General features: G+C 42.7%; 14 protein-coding genes. 13 read left to right on the top strand and 1 reads right to left on the bottom strand.

Annotation, left to right across the window (positions count from 1 at the left end; translation table 11 throughout):
- Positions 1-275 precede the first annotated feature (275 nt).
- The 6 genes from LQV63_RS08515 (at position 276) to galU (ending at position 8,519) form a co-directional block, all read left to right on the top strand.
- Positions 276-560 carry a hypothetical protein gene (locus tag LQV63_RS08515; RefSeq protein ID WP_233696369.1) on the top strand — a complete coding sequence of 95 codons (285 nt, stop codon included), beginning with the start codon at positions 276-278 and terminating at the stop codon, positions 558-560.
- A gap of 561 nt (positions 561-1,121) precedes the next feature.
- Entirely contained in the window at positions 1,122-3,563 is a 2,442-nt protein-coding gene (locus tag LQV63_RS31735) for a helix-turn-helix domain-containing protein (protein WP_233696370.1), read from the top strand.
- 170 nt (positions 3,564-3,733) lie between these two features.
- On the top strand, positions 3,734-4,684 hold the full coding sequence (locus tag LQV63_RS08525; RefSeq protein ID WP_233696412.1) for an ABC transporter permease: 951 nt from the start codon (positions 3,734-3,736) through the stop codon (positions 4,682-4,684).
- An 83-nt stretch (positions 4,685-4,767) separates the two neighbouring features.
- Positions 4,768-5,649 carry a carbohydrate ABC transporter permease gene (locus LQV63_RS08530; protein ID WP_233696371.1) on the top strand — a complete coding sequence of 294 codons (882 nt, stop codon included), beginning with the start codon at positions 4,768-4,770 and terminating at the stop codon, positions 5,647-5,649.
- 134 nt (positions 5,650-5,783) lie between these two features.
- Complete coding sequence (locus tag LQV63_RS08535; RefSeq protein ID WP_233696372.1) at positions 5,784-7,346, top strand: ABC transporter substrate-binding protein; 1,563 nt, start codon at positions 5,784-5,786, stop codon at positions 7,344-7,346.
- 291 nt (positions 7,347-7,637) lie between these two features.
- A complete protein-coding gene (gene galU / locus LQV63_RS08540) occupies positions 7,638-8,519 on the top strand; it encodes a UTP--glucose-1-phosphate uridylyltransferase GalU (RefSeq protein WP_233696373.1) in 882 nt (293 codons plus the stop codon).
- A gap of 172 nt (positions 8,520-8,691) precedes the next feature.
- On the opposite strand, the gene LQV63_RS08545 is transcribed toward galU, so the two are convergent.
- Positions 8,692-11,160, bottom strand: coding sequence for an O-antigen ligase family protein (locus LQV63_RS08545; protein ID WP_233696374.1), 2,469 nt, complete (start codon positions 11,158-11,160; stop codon positions 8,692-8,694).
- A gap of 388 nt (positions 11,161-11,548) precedes the next feature.
- On the opposite strand from LQV63_RS08545, the gene LQV63_RS32005 reads away from it, so the two are divergent.
- The 7 genes from LQV63_RS32005 to LQV63_RS08580 all read left to right on the top strand — a co-directional run bounded on the left by LQV63_RS32005 (position 11,549) and on the right by LQV63_RS08580 (position 21,008).
- Positions 11,549-11,677, top strand: coding sequence for a winged helix-turn-helix domain-containing protein (locus LQV63_RS32005; RefSeq protein ID WP_407672901.1), 129 nt, complete (start codon positions 11,549-11,551; stop codon positions 11,675-11,677).
- Between the two features lie 971 nt (positions 11,678-12,648).
- Positions 12,649-13,425, top strand: coding sequence for an ABC transporter permease (locus tag LQV63_RS08555; protein WP_233696375.1), 777 nt, complete (start codon positions 12,649-12,651; stop codon positions 13,423-13,425).
- A 14-nt stretch (positions 13,426-13,439) separates the two neighbouring features.
- Positions 13,440-14,183 (top strand): ABC transporter ATP-binding protein, encoded by a 744-nt coding sequence (locus LQV63_RS08560; RefSeq protein WP_233696376.1) that lies wholly within the window; start codon positions 13,440-13,442, stop codon positions 14,181-14,183.
- A 47-nt stretch (positions 14,184-14,230) separates the two neighbouring features.
- On the top strand, positions 14,231-15,301 hold the full coding sequence (locus tag LQV63_RS08565) for a glycosyltransferase family protein (RefSeq protein ID WP_233696377.1): 1,071 nt from the start codon (positions 14,231-14,233) through the stop codon (positions 15,299-15,301).
- A gap of 17 nt (positions 15,302-15,318) precedes the next feature.
- Positions 15,319-16,614 (top strand): nucleotide sugar dehydrogenase, encoded by a 1,296-nt coding sequence (locus LQV63_RS08570; RefSeq protein ID WP_233696378.1) that lies wholly within the window; start codon positions 15,319-15,321, stop codon positions 16,612-16,614.
- Positions 16,598-17,680 carry a class I SAM-dependent methyltransferase gene (locus LQV63_RS08575; RefSeq protein ID WP_233696379.1) on the top strand — a complete coding sequence of 361 codons (1,083 nt, stop codon included), beginning with the start codon at positions 16,598-16,600 and terminating at the stop codon, positions 17,678-17,680. The genes LQV63_RS08570 and LQV63_RS08575 overlap by 17 nt, the downstream gene beginning before the upstream one ends.
- Positions 17,670-21,008: a glycosyltransferase family protein gene (locus LQV63_RS08580; RefSeq protein ID WP_233696380.1), complete on the top strand. Its 3,339-nt coding sequence runs from the start codon at positions 17,670-17,672 to the stop codon at positions 21,006-21,008. The genes LQV63_RS08575 and LQV63_RS08580 overlap by 11 nt, the downstream gene beginning before the upstream one ends.
- Positions 21,009-21,047: the final 39 nt, after the last annotated feature.

The following is a 21,047-nucleotide window of genomic DNA, read 5'->3' on the forward strand; positions in this document are numbered from 1 at the left end:
TGGGAGCCCGAATGGAAGTGCAATGAGTGAGACTGCACATTCATTCGGGTTCTTGTTGTGCCATTAAGGAATGTTTAAGTTCTGTAAAGCGACAAAACGAATTTCATTTCCTCTCGTTACCCTTCCCGGAAAAGGTATGCCTGTTCCATCCTTTGCCTCACTCTCCCCTTTATTCAGAATGGAAGCCGCCCTTTCTTTTTCAAACGAGAATACGTTGTTGGCTTTCGTGCAATGGCCCTTATGTCCGTTCTCCCCTACAGTCAGGAGGGATAACGTTGAGGATAAGGCACGTGTCGTTTCGTATATCAAGTCATGAAGCGGCCGCTTGTGATGGCAGTGGAACCAGAGGAGTCATTGGGCGGGCGTGCCGTCTCCTGATGGAAGGGGAGAATGAAGCAAAGAGGCGGATGGAGCGAATCCCCTTCAGCCTGAACGAGCTATTGCACGAGCAGAACATTTCGTTTGAAGAATCAATGCTTTGCTTATTGACAGATGGAATGTCTCAAGTCGATTGCTGTGAGTCTTGGCAAGGCTGTGTGCTTTCGTTAACAACGGACTAAACTAGATAGGGTGAGTTACATTGTTTATGCGACAGAAGTGAATCCTATTGGAAAATGTACAGTGGAATATAAGGAAGAGACGGCTAAATGGCGCTTGGACTGTAGTTTGTCCAGCGGATCTGGCTGCTTTTCAGTGATTGCTGCGGAATGGGTGCCAAACCACTGTATGAATTCCAATGGAACCCGCCGTTAGGAGGTTTATGTGGCTGTTTGACTGTACGAAATCCAATGCGGGGGTAGTCAAGGGGGCTCCGGAGATAGAACCCGTTATTCGGCTCTTCGTTTTCTCTTAGCAGAGGAGAAAGAGGGATGAATAGCATCGAACTGCGAATACCGGCAATATCATCCCCATAATAAGAAGCGTTAGCGCCTCGGAATGGGAACAGGGTTGAGGTTGCAGTGAAGGAAAGCGGTGCAGGATACCGTAGACTGGATCTCGATCGGAGTGTAAAATGAGACTACATGAATATTTGGTTCTTTTCAGCAATACGTGACAGCAATCAACAAGAGTAGACTTCAAAGGGGATGATAGGAGCAATTAGAGATAAGGAGTTGTGTGTGGTGAAGAGATGGAATTTCCCTCATAAATTGAAAGCGATTACAAAAGGTCGCAGTCTATATCAGCATCGTCTCATTCGCACGCTGGTCGTCCTGGTCACATGCGCCTTGGTGTTTACGACCATTTCTCTATATATCGTCGCTCACTCCTCTGCGCTGGACATGCAGCAGGAAGCATATGTGCAGGAAAGGGAGCAGTTCAATGCGCAGCTCACGTTCATGGGGGACACGCTTAAAAATTTAATTATGAGTTTATACGTTGACCCGGAAGTGTACACGCTGATGCATGGGGAAGAGCTATCTATTATCGAAATTGCCTCCAAGATGCGCAAGGTGGAACAAATCGCGAACGCTACGGGGTATTTGGAATCGATTGCGATATATAACGGGCCGTCTGAGCAGTTATTCTCCACGAGCGCCGTCATTCAACAAAACGCCCGCGGTGAAAGGGACGCTGTTCTGCAGCAATTGACCCTGTCCGATCCCGCCTCCTTCAAGCTGATGCCTTTCTCGGTTCCGAATGCCTCCGGCACAACTGAACAAATCGATAGCTTGCTGTATGGATTATTTGATTTTTCTGTTGCCTACCGAAATACCACGCACCCAGAGCCTGGCTCCATCTTACTGTTTATCCGCCCTAGCTGGTTGTTTCAGCAGTTGTCTGTCAACAGCGGGCCTTTTTCTAAAAGCTCTCAATTTTTCGTCGGCACCCCGGACGGCATCGTGTTCGATCAAGACGGACGAAGGCTGGACCGCGATCGGAAGGGGTTGCGTGACGGAACGGACGAAGCCTTTGCACTTGCGTACGAGGACGTCCACCATAATCCAGGCCAATCCGGTTCCTTCGTCCATTCTTCTGATCAGGGGAAGATGGTTATTCGCTATGCGCCGACGGAATTTTACGGCTGGACGTTGTATCAAATGCAGCCGTATCGGCAAATTGTTGCGCGCATGGATCGGTTGGCCTTTACTTTCGTGGCCGTGGGCGGGGGAACCTTGCTCGCTTCGGTTGTCATTTCTTATTTGTTTGCGTTGAAGCTATATCGTCCGTTATCCCGCCTCGTGCAACAATGGAATCTGTCTCCTCGAGGAGGTTCGCAGACCCAAGATGAGTTCTCCAGGCTGCAGCAGATGTACCGCGGTATGATGTCCCGACTGGAGCATTTGCATAACCGCGTCGAGCAGGATCGGCCACTGGCCGTACAGGCAGAGCTGAGGAAGTGGATTGCCGGAGATATTCGCGGCGATGCGGCCGACTTTCAACAGTGGCTGGAGAAGCGTGAATGTCATGAAATTGCAGATGGTCCTTATCTGTTCGCGCGCATTTCGGTCACGAAGCCGGATGCTGACACACATGAAGCAGCGGTCGAGGATGAAGATCTCTTGGAGATGGTGAAGGAAGAGATTGTCCGGAGGCTGCCTGACAGTTGGCGCATGACTTCGGTGCCGGAACGGAGCGGCGAGGAGCTGCTCTGGTTCTCCTTTCCCGCAGCGGCTATTGGAACGGAGCTTGAGGCAGAGCGGCAGCTTGTGTCGGCAGCAGAACAGAGCCAGGCGGCGTCTGATGGGCGCTTTAAAGAGGTCTTGGTCACCGTGGCGATCAGTGATGTCGTCGGCAGTATTGAGGAGGTGCCTGACGCCAAGCAACAGGTGGATGAACGTTGGACGTACCGGTTCGTCTACGGACCGGGTGTCGTCATCCATTCCGGGCTGCTGCGTCATCATGCGACGAGCAGCTTCACGATGCAGGTGAAGGAGCGTGATCTCACGCGATGCACGACGAAAGCATGCGAGGCAATGCGGATGAACCGGCAGGCGCAGCTGGACGATGCGCTGGCGGATTGGTTCGATACGGCCCGGGGCTGTGTGCCGGATATGGTTCGCTCGGCGCTGCTGCTGCTTGCCTTGGAGCTGTTCACGGTCTGGCAGGAACGGCCTAGCTACGGCAAAGAGTCGGAGTCGGGATTTATACAATGGCGTAATTTGAAAACAGAGGTGCAGCAGGCTGAAGATCTAGAGCAAGCCCGTAGTGTGCTGGCACATTGGTTGGAGCAAAGCCGACCTATTTCAGAAGAGGAGGAGGAACGGTGCAGACAAGCGATCGTCGCTGCCATGCAGGAATTGGCACGGGTGGAGCTGGCGAACCCCGATTTCGGGTTGGCTGCGGTGGCGGATGCGCTGCAATTGAGCACTGCTTATATTAGCCGTGTCTACCGCCAGGGCACAGGTATAAGCTACTTGGATTATTTGCATGATGTTCGCCTGCAGCGGGCGATGGAGCTGCTTATGAACGACAGCTTGACGATTGCAGAAGTGATGGAGAAGGTCGGCTACCGGACGGAGAGTCACTTTTTCAAGCGATTCAAGCAAAAGTTCGGCGGTACGCCTAAGCAGTGCCGCACCCGCCAAGCGATTCAAGCCTTGAGTGATTCAGATGCTTTGTAAGGCGCGGTGACGATGCTTTTTATACCCTCGAAGCTGAATTGAGCAGTTCAGTTCGAATAGAGCAGTATGGTTGAGGAGTCGAGTTTAATATGAACGGTTGAGCGGGCCTAGCCCGCTTTTTTACATTGGAGATGAGGCTTTAGCTTGGCGTGAACGCCGAAAAAGGAGGAATGTTGAATGTGATGCAGCCTGCGAAACGATTTTCAAAATGGAAGCATGAATGGAAAATGATGAAACGGCAGCGCTCGCTCCTCGTCATGAGCGCTCCGGCTATTTTGTTCAAGCTCATCTTCAGCTATCTCCCTTTAATTGGATTGGTCATTGCTTTTAAGAGCTATCGATACGATTTAGGTATTTTCGGGAGTGATTGGAATGGATTCAACAACTTTACCTTCTTCTTTACTTCACAGACAGCATGGATCATTACCCGCAACACGGTGCTGTACAATGGCGCCTTCATCCTGCTTACAACGGTCTGCGCGCTGCTGCTTGCCATCCTGCTGCGAGAGATTATGGGACGGCGGATCCAGATGTACCAGACCGTGCTCTTTTTGCCGCACCTGCTGTCATGGGTTGTGGTAGGCTACATCGCGCTAGCCATCTTTGAACCGGGCAAAGGGCTGCTGCATCAGCTGGCGCTCTCTATGGGCGAACAACCCGTCGCCTGGTACCAGGAACCGAAATGGTGGCCGCTCATTTTGCCTTTGTTCCATATATGGAAATCGGTCGGTTTGTCCGCTCTTATTTATTTTACAGGCATATTGGGGATTCACCCGAGCTACTATGAGGCGGCGCAAATTGATGGCGCTTCCAAATGGCAGCTGGCCACCAAGATTACGATACCGATGCTGATGCCGCTCGTCGTTATTTTGTTCCTTGTGGCGGTAGGCGGAATCTTCCGCGCGGACTTCGGGTTGTTCTATTTCATTCCGAACGATTCCAGCTTCCTCTATTCGACGACGGATGTCATCGACACATATGTGTATCGCTCCTTGAAAAACATTAGCGACATCGGCATGACGGCTGCGGTGGGATTGTATCAGTCGGTTGTCGGATTTGTTTTGGTTATTTCCGCAAACGCGCTCGTGCGGAGGATTAATCGGGATAACTCAATGTGGTAAGTAAGGTGACGATTGCAGGCAGTATGAATGGCGGTTTTTAAATTTCGGATTTTGATTTTCGATGCGCGGAAAGGGAGGGCAGGATGGAACGGAAATGGAGTTGGTCAAGAGGTGTAATACACGGGATCTTTCTTGTGCTTAGCATCGCGATTATCGCGCCGATGTGGCTGGTAGTGTCCGCCTCGTTCACGGCAGAGGAGGAGCTTATTTTATCAGGCTACTCATTCTTTCCGCAGGAGTTCAGCATGCAAGGGTATGAGGTCATATTACAATATCCGGTCGATCTGATCCGCGCCTATGGCGTGACGATTCTGGTGACGATAGCAGGCACGCTGGCCAGCATTTTGCTGACGGCGATGACGGGCTATGTGCTGGCGCGCAAAGACTTCCGGTATCGGCGCATGCTGACGTTCTACGTCTTTTTTACGATGATATTTAGCAGCGGGTTGGTTCCGTTCTATATGCTGGTGACGAAATATTTGCACATAAAGGATACGGTCTGGGCGCTCATTATTCCTTATTTGTTGAACCCGTTCTATGTGCTCATTATGAAAGGGTTCATGGATAAGCTGCCGCACGAGATGATTGAATCCGGAAAAATGGACGGGGCCGGGGAGTGGCGCATGTTCTTTCAGCTCATCCTTCCTTTGTCGGCGCCAGCATTGGCGACGGTCAGCTTGTTCATCTCGTTCGCGTATTGGAACGATTGGTGGCTCGGGCTGCTGTTCATCGACAACGAGCAATGGGTGCCGCTGCAGCTGCTGTTGTACCGCACGATGAGCTCGATTGAATTTATCGCGAACAATGCGCAATACGTCGACGGCCTCGTTGATCTGTCGAAGTTCCCGAGCATGTCGGCGCGCATGGCCTTGGCGATTGTGGGTGCGGGACCGATGATGTTTATTTTCCCGCTGTTCCGCCGCTTCTTCGTGGCGGGGCTTACAATTGGTTCCTTGAAGGAATAAGGTGAAGGCTGGATTCGTTCCTTATGTTAAGTGTTAATGGCATGAAGGGTTAATGAGATTAAAAGTTCGTGATCAAAATGGCTTTTTGAACGACCTCTAAAAGTATAGAACGTTAATGATATGGGGGAATGAACATGCAGAGGCAAGACGGGAAACATGTACGCGGAAAATGGAGGATATGGAGTGTTATGCTGCTTCTCTTTACGCTGCTGTTGAATGCGTGCGGCGGAGGTGGAGCTACTTCTGATAAAGGTGACGCCAAGGGGACGTCCAGCGAGACATCTTCTGGATCGGCCGGCAGTGGCGGGTTGGAGCCAGTCGAGTTGACTTGGTACTATCCGCAGTGGAACACGCAGCGGGACTTGAAGACAGTCGAGCAAGCGATCAACGACATAACGACGAAGGAAATTCAAGCGACGATTCGGCTGAAGCCAATCGAGAACAGCAGCTACGCGCAGAAGCTGAACACGATGGTCGCGTCGAACGAGAGCTTTGACATCGCCTGGACTTCGTTCTGGATGTTCGACTATGCGCAGAACGCGCGCAAAGGGGCTTTTCTGGATCTGGACGGCTTAATCGACACTCATATGCCCGAATTGAAGAAGACGCTGCCAGGCGTCGTCTGGGAAGCGCTGAAGGTGGATGGGAAGACGTACGGCATATTGAACTACCAGACGATTACGAACCGGGAAGGATTCATCGTACAGAAGCAGTATGCGGACAAGTACAAGCTCGATCCGGCCTCTATTAAGCAAGTCAAAGACATGGAGCCGTTTTTGACGGATGTGAGAACCGGGGAACCCGGCATCATCCCGTTCGCGCTGACACGCGGCGGTTCCTTCGAGGTTATGAAAAACTCCTTCAATCGCTTGGAGTTCATTAACAATCATGCCATTATCGGTATTTATCAGGATGACAAGGAATTGAAGGCGGTCGACATCATTCAGACGCCGGAGTATAAGGAATATACCGAATTGATGCACGGTTGGTTCAAAAAAGGGATTATTAACCAGGATGCGGCGAACCTGAAGAGTGTGAATGATTTGAAGAAGGTCGGCAAGATCGCGTCTGTCTTCCATAATGTTTTGAAGCCGGGACGGGATATCGAAGAGAAGGCCTCTTTCGGCGGCAAAGACATTGCGCTTGTCCATCTGACGGAGCCGTATGTCGGCACGAATACGATTATCCAATCGATGCAGGCGATTAGCAAAAATTCGAAAAATCCGGAACGGGCGCTCATGTTCCTCGAGTTGCTGAACAAGGACGAGCGGCTTATCAACCTTATCTCGTTCGGGGTGGAGGGCAAGCACTACGAAAAAGTGAACGAGCACACCGTCAAGCCAATTGAAGGCGGCGGGTATGACCCGAACCAGACGTGGGTGTTCGGCAACACGTTTAAAGCGTTCTTGCGTGAAGGGCAGTCGCAGGAGGTGCGCGATCAGACGATCAAGGAGAACGAGAGCGCCCGCCCTTCGCCGATTCTCGGCTTCACGTTCGACCCGCAGCCCGTCTTGACGGAAATGGCCAACATTCAAGCTGTGAACGACCAATACGGCCCTGGCCTAGATACGGGCACGGTCGACCCAGTGCAGCACTTGCAGGAGTACATCGACAAGCGCAAGCAGGCGGGTATCGACAAGGTGCTGGGCGAAATTCAGCGCCAGCTGGATGAGTGGAGGAAGAAGACGGGGAAGTGATATAGAGAGTGATAAATAGTAGGGAAGGAGGACGAACAAGCAGGTGGTTTTAAGTAATGTAGAAACTTTGATGTTTTGGCTGTATGGAAATCAGTAGCTTGTAAACGTATAGAGTGGTGAAACAGGGCTCCGGACGTCGGAGCTCTGCTTTTTTTTGAATGTAATAACTCCGGCTTGTTGCTACATACAATTCGGAAGAGATGCATAAGATCGATGTGCAGATAGTCTTTAGATTCATGTATACTTACAGGGAGTGCTTGGAACGGATTACTGATGGATATGGAGGTAAACATGAAAATCAGGAAAGCGATCATTCCTGCGGCGGGACTCGGCACACGCTTCCTCCCAGCGACGAAGGCGATGCCGAAAGAGATGCTGCCAATAGTGGATAAACCGACTATTCAATATATTGTGGAAGAGGCCGTTGCATCGGGTATCGAAGATATCATTATCGTCACCGGTAAGGGCAAGCGGGCGATTGAAGACCATTTCGACAACGTGTTTGAACTCGAACACATGCTGCGCGAGAAGGATAAGCTCTCGCTGTTGGAAGAGGTGCGAAAGCCGTCAGAGCTGGCGGACATTCACTACATTCGTCAAAAGGAGCCGCGCGGACTGGGGCATGCCATTTGGTGCGCCCGCAAGTTTATCGGCAATGAGCCGTTCGCGGTGCTGCTGGGCGATGACATCGTCCAAGCGGATACGCCATGCTTGAAGCAAATGCTTGAAGTGTATGAGCAATACGAATCGTCCATCGTTGGTGTCCAACCGGTGCCGTGGGAACAGGTATACCGCTATGGTGTGGTTGCCGGATCGCTTATTCATGAACGCATTCTCAAAGCGGAGCAACTCATTGAGAAGCCAGCGCAAGAGAAGGCCCCGTCGAACTGGGCCATCATGGGGCGGTATGTGCTGACACCGCGCATATTTGGATTGTTGGAGCAGCAGGAGGCAGGAGTGAACGGAGAAATCCAGCTTACCGATGCGATTGCCCAATTAGGGCGGGAAGAAACCGTATTGGCGTATCACTTTGATGGACATCGTCATGACGTAGGGGAGAAGCTTGGCTTTATTGAGACGACGCTGCATTATGCGTTACAACGTCCGGAGTTGCAAAGTGATTTGTTGGTCTATATGAAACGGATGATTGGGCAGTATGAGGGAACGGAATAAATTGTGATATGACAGTACATCTGCACCTGTAACAGTGAACGATCATCTTAGCATCGGCCAGCCGTACCTGTCGTACTAATGAAGTGACCAACGAGTGATTTTGGTGCAGAATGTGAATGAAGAAGACCCTAATCTCAATTTTCATCGAGATTAGGGTCTTTCGGTTTAAGAGCTATTCTGCATTAAAGCGCATCGCCGCTGCTTGCTCGATTTGTTCTTTCTCAGAAGGATCAGCAGCTACGAGCTTATCATACCATGCTTGGTCGACCTGTCCTTGCTGCATGGTTGCCGCAACGTACCAGCGTGCAAGCTCCTTATTATTGGCGTCGTTTAAGTCTTCCTGCAAATAAGGTTTCATCGCTTCTGCAGCTTGCCCTGGGTCGCCCTTCATGATGTAAGCCCGACCTGCATTCATTGCCATGCGAGAAGTGACATAGAACTCGTTACCTTGCAATTGCCCCTCAGGGAGCGTCTTCAAATGCTCGACTCCTGCTTTGACATGTTCAAATGCGGCAATGATTTCATCCATATATTCATTTTTCTTATCAGGTGCCTCATTATTTGCAATTACACCTTGACGCAGGGCAGCCTCCATATATTTATCGTACCATACCATATCCCACGGGAAGCTAGACGCATGTTCAGAATAAACCTCATATAACTCCGTTTCCATACCCTTCATTTCGTAACCGTCAATAAGACGTTTAAGCAGAGATTGTTTGTTATAGGGTTCCTTTTTCAGAGCTTCTTTTAAGGTCTGTTCTGCAATAGTGAAAAACTTTTCGTCTTGTTGTAGTTGATACATCTGTTGGAACAGATAAGCTTTAAAATCGGCGTATTCCGGAACCGTGGGCCGGATGTTCATCGTTTTTTCCAAATGGACCATTGTTTTATTAAAATCGTTCGTTAGAGACACAGTTTCTTGTGCTTTTGTAAAGGAACTGGAAGCTTGCAAGAATAGTAGCGACGTAATAAACAGTCCAAGCCCAACGACGCCAAGGATACTTGTCATGGCTATCCGGAACGATTTAGGTTTGAGTTTCTCAAACGGTTTCGATTCTACCGAGGCTGTCATACCTCCAAGACTCATGAAGACGAGGATGCCAATGTATACATAGCTCATATTAAAATCCATAACGCTATGTATCAAGATACTAGTAGCTAGAATGAAGTACATAAAGTAACTGTTGCGTTTTTCTTCATTTGCCGTAATGAAAGATCGAATGTATTTCCAATATACGAATGCCAAAAATGCGATTAAAACGACAAAACCAATAATTCCGACTTCGACAAGATATTGCATATAATAACTGTGTGCCTGCGCTGATTCGTAAGGGTTGTTTTGATACTTCTCATAGAGCGCGCTCCATGCGCCGCCACCGGCGCCAAGCAGCGGATAATCAGCCACCAACTTCAACGAGTCTTTGTAAAAAGTTATACGTTCTAAGACACTGTGCTGTTGAAAATTAATTGAGCCTAAACGGGAAGAAATGCTTTCTGGCAACATATTTTTCGCGCTAGTCCCGATGAAAATGAATAAAAGCAAGGCTACTGCAACAGTGCCGCCGACAGGAATGAGAGCATTCGCCCATTTCTTGGCCGAGAAGTTCTCTAGCTTACCCTCCAGCCAAGGAGCAACAAACCTCTGAATGACCCAACTCAGTGCAGCAGACACAGCGGATGCTCCAAGGATGTACATCCAGCCTTTCAAGGAGGAAGTCTCCGTTGGGTTCAGTTGAGCTTGAATACCGATTTCCGAAACGGGATTCAATACTATAAACGTTGCCACACCGCTTATCGCCAAATGTAAAATCCATAGCAGCTGCCGTGCTGGCTTTACAAATAACAACACAATGATAAACACGACTGGCAGCAGAACCAAGCCACCGCGGGAGAGCGTCAGAAAGATGGATAAGATAATAGGTACCAGCATAAAGCCATGAACCACCTGACTTACAGCCTTTCGGGTTGAGGTCAAATAGAACACAGCGACAAATAAGAATGCCATTAGATAGGCCGCATAAGTGTTTGGGTACTGGAACACAGAGGTAAGACGCGGACCGTTTGCGTCTATCCATATCGCTTGCTGATATAAACCGTCCGCATTAAGCCTTGAAAACCATCCAATGAATGCAGCGGCAAATTTACCGTTTCCAAGCCAATTCAACAGACCGAACCAGACGATTGCATAGGCGGTGCCCGTTAATGTGATTTGGATGATACGATTTAATCTTCCTTCCCCAGACATAAAATAGGTAAGGGTGAAGAAAACGGCATACGTAAACATGATCAAAACAGCATTTACCGCCAAATAACTGGAAGCTGCAAAAAATGACGAAACTCCATAGGTTATAGGTAGTAAGAATACGATAGTTGTAAGTATGTCGGATTCATTATTTCTTTTTTTGAATTGAAGCAGGAATCCTGCCGCCAAGAATGATAGAATAGAAGCGATAAGGACTGACCAGTATATTGGTTTTTCAAAGTACGTCAATTGTCCGTTAAACAAAGCAAACTGAAATGGGGACCAGAACAAGAACAAAATAAGAGTAATTAACATTCCCCAATGAATAAGAGGGAATTTGTCGTTTTTGTCGTTTCTTTGCTTAGGCTTTGAAGCCCCATAGCCATATGTAGACAAAGTTCTATTCTCCTTTGCATTAAATTACGATAATAATAATAGCATAGGTAGTCGAAAACTTCCATTTCACTGAAATGCAACTGGATCTTTCCTAATAGCCATACTTCGAGCATATTTAGATTCTATGAATTTCCAGAAAACCTTTAAAATCGGACAAGGGAATTGGTTCAGATGCGAGCGATGCGTGGCTTCATGCTGTTGCCAATTCTTTTTTTAATGTCACTGTGGTGTAAGGGTGGATACGATTCAAGAGTATATCCGCACTAACTGAAAACACGGAATTGGCGGTTTAATCATGAAATTCTCAACTGGAGCGCCAAAACGATTAACGGAGGAACAACAGACCTAGTTGAAGCAGACCATTGTTGACTCGTTGCCTCATAAGGTCGTGTTCACCGCCAAGTGTAACTGGACGCTGGAGATCATCGGAGCGTACATCAACCGTGAGTTCGGGCAAGAGTATTCTATTCCGGGTATATCAAAAATGAGTCTGTCGAAACCACGTTTCCAAGCTTAAAAATACGAAAACGGCGAAATTGATCACATTTTGTGTGAAGACGAAATGTGATTCGAGCAGCATACGGTGGTTTGAAAAAGGAAAGCTGAGAACCCATCGTGCAAAGATGCTGGAACCATTTTGGAGTGAAATGAACGGAAGACTTACGAGGGTGCTTCTACCACCTTATAGCCCTGAACTTAATATGCGTCGAAAGGCTATGGAAGTGGTTGAAATCCGATGTCATTAACATTGCACCGTGGCGGAGATTCGCCAAAGAAATCCGGCGTATGTATTCGCATATTGGAAGACAGATGTAAGATGTTCAGCATTAGTGTCACTCATAACAGCATTTAAGCACCTCCTGACTCTGTCGTTGTGACACCAAGCCACTTTACAAACAGTGTAACAGTTGGCCCATCCCCTAACCAATAGAATTATCTAAAATAACACAAAGATGAAAGAAATTATCATGACCTGCTAGATTTAATGTTCGATTTACGACATCATCTTGCGCTATAATGGATGAAGCGACAAGAAATATGCCATACATCAACATGATAAGCAGCATATTCACTGCCAAATACTATCGATGCTGCTATTATCATTGATAACGTGAAACTAGCGGGTAATAAGAATTCTAGTAGGGACAATGTATCTTTGTGACTAGACCAATTGAATCGTTTCCAAGCTAACTACGATGGCTGTGAATACTAGCTGAGAAAAGTGCTGCTACATATTGGTTGCTCATAGTCTGATATTCGTCCGATAATATAGTGCAACTTTAAATGTGGACCAAAGTAAGAACAAGATAATGACTCCAAGCAGCAACCAAGGCGCTTTGGAGCCTTTGGCGTTTTTTTGGCTTTGGAGCCGTTGTATCCATAAGTCGACAATTTTCTACTTCCTTTTCTAGTTTCATATGCTTGTACTCTAACTCAGTACTTATTCGATGAAAAACGATACTATAAAATATAGCTAAGGGAGATAAAATGAATCAATATCTAAGTAATCTATTTAAATATAAAGATCTGTTCTTCGAGTTGGTTAGAAAAGATATAAAGCTAAAATACCGTAACTCCGTATTGGGGATTTTGTGGAGCATGTTAAATCCTCTATTGATGATGGTCGTGTTAAGTATTGTGTTTGCAACATTATTTAAACATGAGATTCCGCATTTCGCCGTTTATGTACTGATTGGTCGAATTGTTTATCAATTCTTCTCTGAGTCTACAAATTTTGCAATGGACTCTATTTATGCGAACGGTCAATTAATAAAGAAAGTATATGTTCCAAAGTACTTCTTCCCGTTGTCGCGTGTGTGCTCGTCATTTATTACAACATTTGTGGCATTAGTTCCGCTTGGGGCAGTAATGCTAGTTACCGGACTCTCATTTCGATGGGTTAACCTAATGTTCCTTTTCCCTATGTTTTATTTGTTAATCATATCAGCCGGTATTGGATTGATCCTAGCCGCAATTAATGTGTTTTTTAAAGATATGAAGCATTTTTATTCCATAATATTAATGGTTGTTATGTATATGACACCAATTTTTTATCCAGCATCTATTATTCCTGAAAAGTATATGCCGTTAATAATGTTAAATCCCTTGTATACAATCGTAAATATGTTTCGAGACGTTATGATGTATGGTGTAGTTCCTGACTTTATGTCGCATTTAATTTGTATTGCATATATGCTTATATATGGCGTTCTAGGTTTGTTTGTTTTCTATAAGACACAGGATCGTTTTATTTATCATTTATAAGACAGAGGTATACTATGAATGAAACAGTTATAGAGGTATCTAATATAACGATGAGATATCGACTTGCAACAGAGCGAGTTGATTCGTTAAAACATTTCTTTGTTAAAAAGATAAAGAGAGAAATTAGATATGAAAATTTCTTTGCACTTCGTGATGTGAGCTTTTCCGTTAATAAAGGAGAAGTATTTGGAATCATTGGTAATAATGGTGCTGGAAAGAGTACGCTTCTTAAAATTATTGCCGGTGTTTTAAAACCTACTACCGGGGCGATTACTAGAAAGGGGAGTATAGCACCCTTAATAGAACTAGGCGCAGGTTTTAATGGTGAATTAACAGGTATTGAAAATATTAAACTTAATGGATTGTTACTGGGATACTCCAAAAAATTCATTAATGAAAAGCTAGACGAAATTGTTGAATTCTCTGATCTAGGTAAATTCATACACACCCCATTGAAAAATTACTCTTCTGGCATGAAGGCTAAATTAGGTTTCTCGATTGCTACAGTGGTACAACCTGAGATTCTAATTGTGGATGAAGTGTTGGCAGTTGGGGATATAAACTTTAAAGAAAAATCAGAAAAGAAGATTCGCTCCATGATGGAGGGTGGGACCACAGTGTTATTTGTATCACACTCATTAGGACAAGTGGAAAGTTTATGTGATCGTGTACTTTGGATGGAACACGGACAAGTAATGAGGATTGGAGCATCTGAAAAGGTGATTAAAGAATACCAGGAGGCATCAAAGAGTAAGTGAAAGTGTATGAAATGTTGATGGCGTTTGGTGTTGCAAGGAGGTGAAAGATGAGAATTCTATATTTCTCTACTGTTAATTGGAAATGGATTAAGCAGAGGCCTCATTTTATAGCAGAGTATTTATCTTTACAAAATGTTGAGGTCGATTATCTTTCATTAACACCGTTTGGCAAGGGCATTGTTCATAAGGTGAAGAAAGGAAATCTAAATATTATAGATTCATATGTAGTACCCTTTTCGCTGAAGCTGAAGGTTATTGAAATTATAAATATTAGATATATTAAAAAGGTGTTAAAGCATCGTGAATACGATGTCATTGTGCTAACAGCTCCCTTGCAGCATCGATACATTTCAAAAAGTATGAAAGAAAATGCTGTTCTTATATACGAATGTATGGATAACATGCCCTTTTTTTATATAGATAAACTTCGAGATAGAATGATTAAAGAAGAAAGTATTACTCTGAATCAAGTAGATGCAGTTATTACAAGCTCTCATCAATTATTGCTTGAATTGAAACGGAGAAATCCAGATTGCTGTTTGCCCGCTACAAACATTCCAAATGCAGTGGATGAGGCTACGTTTAATAAATTACCTCAAAAAAAGGTTCTATCTGAACCTAACTTAGTTTATATAGGAACAATTAGTCATTGGCTCGATTGGGAGACCATTATTTTTTTTTCTGAGCAGCATCCTGAATACTCGATCTATTTAATTGGCCCATGTGAATATAAACCTGATCAGTTGTCAGATAACATCATATTGTTAGGAGCCATACCACACCAAGAGGTTTTAGACTATATCTATTCAGGAAATATAATGTTATTACCGTTTCAGGTAAATGAACTTATAAAGGCCGTTGATCCAGTGAAATTATATGAATATATTTCGTTAAATAAACCAGTTGTAAGTTCATACTGGAAAGAAATTGATAAATTCAAACATAATCGGTTGAAGTTTTACTCCCAGTACCAAGAATTTGAGAGGGCTATTATACAATTATCTCAATCGAATGAGCATACTGAAGTTAATCGAACCTTTATATACGATAATTCTTGGGTCAAAAGGTCGTCAGAATATCTGGAATTTCTAAAAAACATCATAAAAGCAAAGGCTTGAATGTAGGGGGAATACTGATGAAAATTTGTGTGCTAGGTCTTGGTTATATTGGCTTGCCAACTGCAGCAATGTTCTCTAGTCATGGACATGAAGTTATTGGAGTGGATGTAAATGCGAGCATTGTTGAGACATTAAACAATGGCTCCATACATATTGAAGAGCCAGGGCTTTCAGAATTGATCAAAGATGCTGTTCATTCTCAGATGTTTAAGGCTTCCTTACATCCTGAAAAGGCTGACGTGTTTATTATTGCAGTTCCTACTCCAAATAATAATGATGATTCTTATATGAGCTGTGATTTGTCATTTGTATTAAACGCTTGTCAATCCATTATCCCATACTTGGAAAAAGGGAATATTATCATCGTGGAATCTACCATTTCTCCGAGATCTATGGACGACTATGTTAAAGTGTTGTTTGAAGATAATGGTTTTACGGCAGGGGAGGATATCTATCTTGCGCATTGCCCTGAACGGGTACTCCCTGGACAAATCCTGAAAGAATTAATCCATAATAATCGAATTGTGGGTGGCATTACTGGGAAATGTATACAAGCTGCAGCGGAAGTTTATTCAGCATTCGTACAAGGGGAGATTATTAGGACGGAAGCGAAGACAGCAGAAATGTCTAAATGCATGGAAAATACCTTTCGAGATGTAAATATCGCTTTAGCGAATGAATTGGTGAAGATTTGTTACGATCTAGATATAAATGCGTTGGAAGTCATTAACATGGCTAACAAACATCCGAGGGTTAATATCCATAGCCCGGGGCCTGGTGTTGGAGGACATTGTTTAGCGGTAGATCCTTATTTTATTTATGCAAAGTCACCTGATTATGCAAACATTATTAAACTTGCTAGAGATACAAACAACAGCATGCCGGAATTTGTTGTTAAACTATCTAGTGAATTGTTACAGGGGATCGATCGCCCGAAGGTTGCTGTATTTGGTGTGACTTATAAAGGAAACGTTGATGATATGCGTGAATCCCCTGCATTAGAAATCATTGAGTTGCTTAAAGCAAGAGGATATCAGGTCTCAATATATGATCCCCATGTCTCCCATATAGAATTTGTAGATGAAGAAACAGCTGTTACAGCTGCGGATCTAATATTAGTACTAACAGATCACAATGAATTTATGGAATTAAACCATAATAAGATAGCAAAGCGAATGCGAACCCCAATGTTATTAGATACGAAGAATATAGTAAAGTCACAGTTAAGATCCGGCCTAGAAGTGATCAATTACGGAAACATCTATCAATATAAACGCAGCAGTAAAGGAGAAATCTATGAAGTTATTAGATGAAGTAACTGAGGCGTATCATGGTAGTAAAGGAGAAGTTTTCGCCAGAAAAACAAGAGAGGGGATCCATTGGATATGCTCTCAAGCAAAAGGACAGGATGTCCTGGATATAGGCTGTTCGCAAGGGATAACTGAGATTATTTTAGCGCGAGAAGGAAAAAAGGCGGTCGGGATCGATATAGAACCTGAAGCAATTGAATATGCGAAGGCTTCATTAAGCAACCAATCTGAATCTGTTCAGGCAAATGTAACCTATGAAGCATCCAGTATATTTGATTACAATTCAGAGCACCAGTTTGATACGGTTATTCTTTCAGAAGTGTTAGAGCATTTTTCTTCATCGGAGTCCTTGTTAGAGCGAATATCTGGATTCTTGAAACAAGACGGCACACTGATCATAACAGTACCATTTGGAATAAATGATTATATTGATCATAAGAAAACTTATTATCTATTCAACTTGCTAGACGACCTAGCTCCATACTTTTCAGTCTTTGAGGTAAAGTTTTTTGGAAAGTGGATCGGGGTAGTAGCTGAAAAATGTCCTAGGAAAAGGCCATCGGTAGATAATGATATTATGGTGAGGGAACTAGAAAAACAATTTTATGCTATTGAAAGAAGTTTGGTTGATAATCTTTCTGAGAAATCCAATAAATTAGTTAAACTAAATACACAATATAGAGAAGTAATGTCTACACTCGAAGAACTAAAGCGAGAAAATACTGCGTTAAAAAAACAAATCGAGACGCTAGAGATAAAATCTACCGAATTGCCTAAAGATCATAAGGATAATGACATTGCTAGTTTGAATCAGAAAATTGAAGAGCTTACATTAAGTTTATCTAAGTCTAAAGGTATCATAATGGAAAAAAATCAAACTATTATGAGACGGATTAAGAGCGAAGAAGAAACCTTATCCAAGTATAAAGATTCGATATTCCAATACAATCAATTGGAGGCGAGATACGCTAACGTATCTAAAAAGTATGATCTGCTTAGTAAGGCTAAGTTAGGGAAATTAACTTTGAACTATTGGAAGTACAAAAAGAGAATTCCAAATGATTTCTGAAACAAAATGCGGAGGCTGTACAATGGATCTTGGGTATATAGAACGTAAACTTAAAGAATTACATAATCTTAAAACCAAGATTATGAAGGAAATGGATATTGACTGGGATGATGGCGGATATTACAACAACGGTATGACATTCGTAACAAAAAAATATAAACGTAACTTTGAAAATTTACAAGATATGAAAATTGCATGTATTATGGATGATTTTACTTTTCATTCCTATGATCCGCAATGCAAACTAATGCAAGTGACACCAAATAATTGGTTATCTGAGATTAAGGAATTTAAACCAGATCTCTTCTTTCTAGAATCAGCTTGGAAAGGGATGAAGGGGCTTTGGAACACACAGGTTGCACATATTAGTGATGAGTTAATTGAGCTGCTGAATTATTTAAGAAGTAATGATGTTCCAATCGTTTTTTGGAATAAGGAAGACCCTGTGCACTACAATACATTTCTTGCGACTGCTAAATATGCAGACTTTGTGTTTACAACTGATATTGATTGCATCAAAAAATATAAATCAATATTAAAACATGAACGTGTGTATTTATTACCGTTTGCTGCGCAAACCAAGTTCCATAATCCGTTGGAATATTATGATCGTCAGGACAAGTACTGTTTCGCTGGAGCATATTACAAGCGCTACCCTGAAAGAATACGTGATCTAGAGACTTTTATTGACGCAATTACCGAGAACAACGTAATAGATATTTATGACCGAAATTATTATAATAATGATTCTAATTATTCATTCCCAAAATCATATAAGCGTTATATAGTTGGCAATTTAAAGCCTGATGAAATTGATAAAGCATATAAAGGATATCGTTATAATATCAACATGAATTCAGTAAAGCAATCTCAAAGCATGTGTGCACGTCGAGTTTTTGAATTGCTTGCATCTAACACTGTGACAGTAAGCAATTATTCAAAAGCTGTCCGTAATTTCTTCGGTGATTTAGTAATTTGTACGGATGATGGGAAGCGTCTGAAAGATGAAATTAAAAAGTTTGATGATATAGAATACTATCAAAAGTTCAGATTACAGGGCCTTAGAAAAGTTTTACAGGATCATACCTATCAAGAGAGGTTGAATTATCTTGTTAATAAAGTCTATACAAATGCTTTGGAAATAGTACAACCTCATGTAGCGATATTTGTATCAGCAATTACCGACGAGGAAATTGCACGCGCCATTAAGCAGTTTGAAAGACAACAATACGAATCAAAGCATTTATTTATCGTCACGAAACGGATAGATGATTATTCCAATACTTCGGCTATTAGTTTTGTTGGGGAAAATTTATCCAAGGAGTTTGCTGGAATTCAAGAGAATTATGACTATGTCTCATTCTTTTCTAATATAGACTACTATGGGGAAAACTATATTACAGACCTACTTCTTGCGTTAAAATACTCGGATAATTCCGTTATTACGAAAGGAACTTACTATTCTAATAAAGAAAGTGGTATAAAGAAGCAGAATGAAGGACACCAGTATCGGCAGATAGATCAAGCAAGTGTTAGAAAATCACTTATTCAGTCTAATCTCTTATCTGAAGATCGCTTAGTTACCTTTATTGACTCTATTGATGATGCAATCTTAGAAAAAGTAGCATTATCTGTAGATGAATATAATTATTGCATGAATGAAATAAATGATGAATGTGTGATTGTAGATGACATTTATATCTTAGATAAAGGTGCGAGCATCTCAGCCGTTGAAGAGGTCGTAAGTAATATTAAGGGGAGTGAATTTCTATCTGCTAACACAATTCTTTCACCTTATGACATAGTGAAAGTGGTTGGAAAGTCTAAAAAGATATCCCTTAATTTAGAAAACAATTCAGTGGCAATTCAATCAGAATTAGTTACTGGGCATCAATATATATATATGGATAATTACTTTTTTATAGAAGAATTCAATTTTGATTCTATGATGGACATGTATTTGGATGTTGATTTCCAATCACGTTTTTCCTTAGATATAGTCGCTGTATTTTATGACCATAAAAAAAATAAATTAAGGAATATTATTAAACCTTGCAATCGTAAAATTTCTGTATCAATAGATTCTGCTGTTAAATACGTGAAGTTCGGGTTTAGGGTAGCAGAAGCAGGAAAGTGTTATATCAAACAGTTAATCATTGGTCAATTTAATGTAGATACAGGTTGTTATCTAAACAAATCGAATGTATTGTTGATAGCTGATAATTATCCTGACTATCAAGATTTATATCGTTATGCCTTTATCCATTCACGCTTGATAGAGTACAAGAATCAAGGCCAACTAGTAGATGTGTTTAAACTTAATGAAAAATACAACAAAGGATATTCGGAGTTTGGAGGCATTGATGTCGCAAGCGGTTATTTCGAAGAATTGCGAAATAATCTTTTTTATGCTTCATACGATACAGTTCTAATACATTTTTTGAATGATAATATTTGGGGATGTATTAAAAATAGTGTAGTGGACAAGAAAATAATTGTATGGATTCATGGTTCAGAAATTCAACCATGGTGGAGAAGAAAGTATAATTACAGCTCTGACCAACAATTAAATAAGGCTAAAGCTGAATCGGAAAAGCGCCTAGCATTTTGGAAAGATATATTCAAACTTGCTTTGAGTGGCCAATATTCATTCCACTTTGTGTTTGTTTCAAACTACTTTGCACATGAAGTATTCGAGGATATTAATATAGTTCTGCCTAAAGAAAAGTACAGTGTTATTCATAATTATATCGATAATAGACTATTTAGTTATTCTGAGAAGGATCCAGAGTTAAGAAAAAAAATACTATCCATTAGACCCTTTGCTAACCGTAAATATGCAAATGATTTAACAGTAAAAGCTATCCAATTGTTAGCTAAAGAATCATTTTTCAAAGAGTTGGAGTTTAAGATTATTGGACAAGGGGAGTTGTTCCAATCCACACTTAAGCCGCTAATGAGATATAAAAATGTATCCATAGAAGAGAAGTTTTTGAGGCAAGAAGAGATTGCGGAAATTCATAAACAATACGGAGTATTCATGGTTCCAACAAGAATGGACTCACAAGGAGTTTCTCGTGATGAAGCAATGTCTTCTGGCCTGGTACCTGTAACGAATCGAGTAGCAGCTATCCCAGAATTTGTTGATGAACAGTGCGGGTTGCTAGTTGAAGAAGAAGATTATGTCGGTTTGGCAGAAAGCATTAAATTGCTATACATGGAACCAGAACTTTTTTTGAAACTATCTATGAAAGCAGCAAATCGTGTTAAAAATCAGAGCGGCTATCAATCTACTATACTAAACGAAATAGATTTAATTAAGGTCTAGATAGGTTTACTAGAAGTGAGTAGCTCATAAACAAGATTA

This window comes from Paenibacillus profundus, from assembly GCF_021369635.1.
Classification (GTDB): Bacteria; Bacillota; Bacilli; order Paenibacillales; family Paenibacillaceae; genus Paenibacillus_B; species Paenibacillus_B profundus.